The following is a 927-nucleotide window of genomic DNA, read 5'->3' on the forward strand; positions in this document are numbered from 1 at the left end:
CGAGTGAACGCGAAAATAGTAGAACCGGACACTGGTTATGAATCCGAGGTTGAGGTCGATTATGAGAGCGGAGAGGTCGACATTGAAATCGAGCCGGAAACGGGAGACGAGACCGAATCCGAAACTGGTGACAACACTGTCACGATCGGTCTCGGAAAGCGCACGTATGTAACCACTAGCTGCGAGGTGGACAGAGAATTACAGCTTGAGCTTTCATTCTTCGGTACCGTTGAGAACAGCGAAACGACAGTTCATAAAAACCGGAGGTTCACCGTCGATTGTACGTACGAAAATGATGAATCGACATCTAGCTCCCCTGCGACTCAAAACAAGGTTTCAGGAGTGACATTCGAATCGGGGAACTCGGGGGTCATCGTCAACACGACAGATTCTGCTTCGGATAACGCCGAGTTCACCGTAACTGTCTACTACAAAGACAATAGAGACATTACGAGTATAACCAAGGACGGACTTTCGGGAGACAAGACGCTCCAACTCAAGCAAACCTTCGGTGGTACAAACAACGGCAATCAGATTGTCGGTGTACAAATAGCAGGTATAAGCGGTGTTTTCGACCGCGAGGCTATCGATCACCCAGGGAAAGGAGATCCGGGAGGAACGGTAACGGTTGCCGACACGGTTCCGCTGAATCAGGCGTCCTTCCAAGACTAATTTACGGTCGGAGCGGGGTAAAATATTCTGATGAACGATTCGATATTCTCTAATAGATCCCGGTCACGATGTCATCGAGCTTCGAGATGATCCGCTGCTGTGTCGGCGCGTCGAGTCCCTCGGACGATCGTGCGGCGGGCGGTCGAAACTCCCACGTCCAGTCGTCACTCCTCGCCATCGATCATTTCGACGACCTCGTCGCGGGAGACGGCCTCGCTCTCCCCCTTTCGCATCGCGTACTCCTCCGCAGCGATG

At 52.4% G+C, this 927-nt stretch carries 1 pseudogene; it reads left to right on the top strand.

Features of this window, described 5'->3' with window-relative positions:
- Positions 1-672, top strand: a pseudogene (locus EXE45_RS19840) (hypothetical protein); the annotation flags it as partial.
- Positions 673-927 lie beyond the last annotated feature (255 nt).

Source organism: Halorubrum sp. SP9 (genome assembly GCF_005435015.1).
Lineage (GTDB): Archaea > Halobacteriota > Halobacteria > Halobacteriales > Haloferacaceae > Halorubrum > Halorubrum sodomense.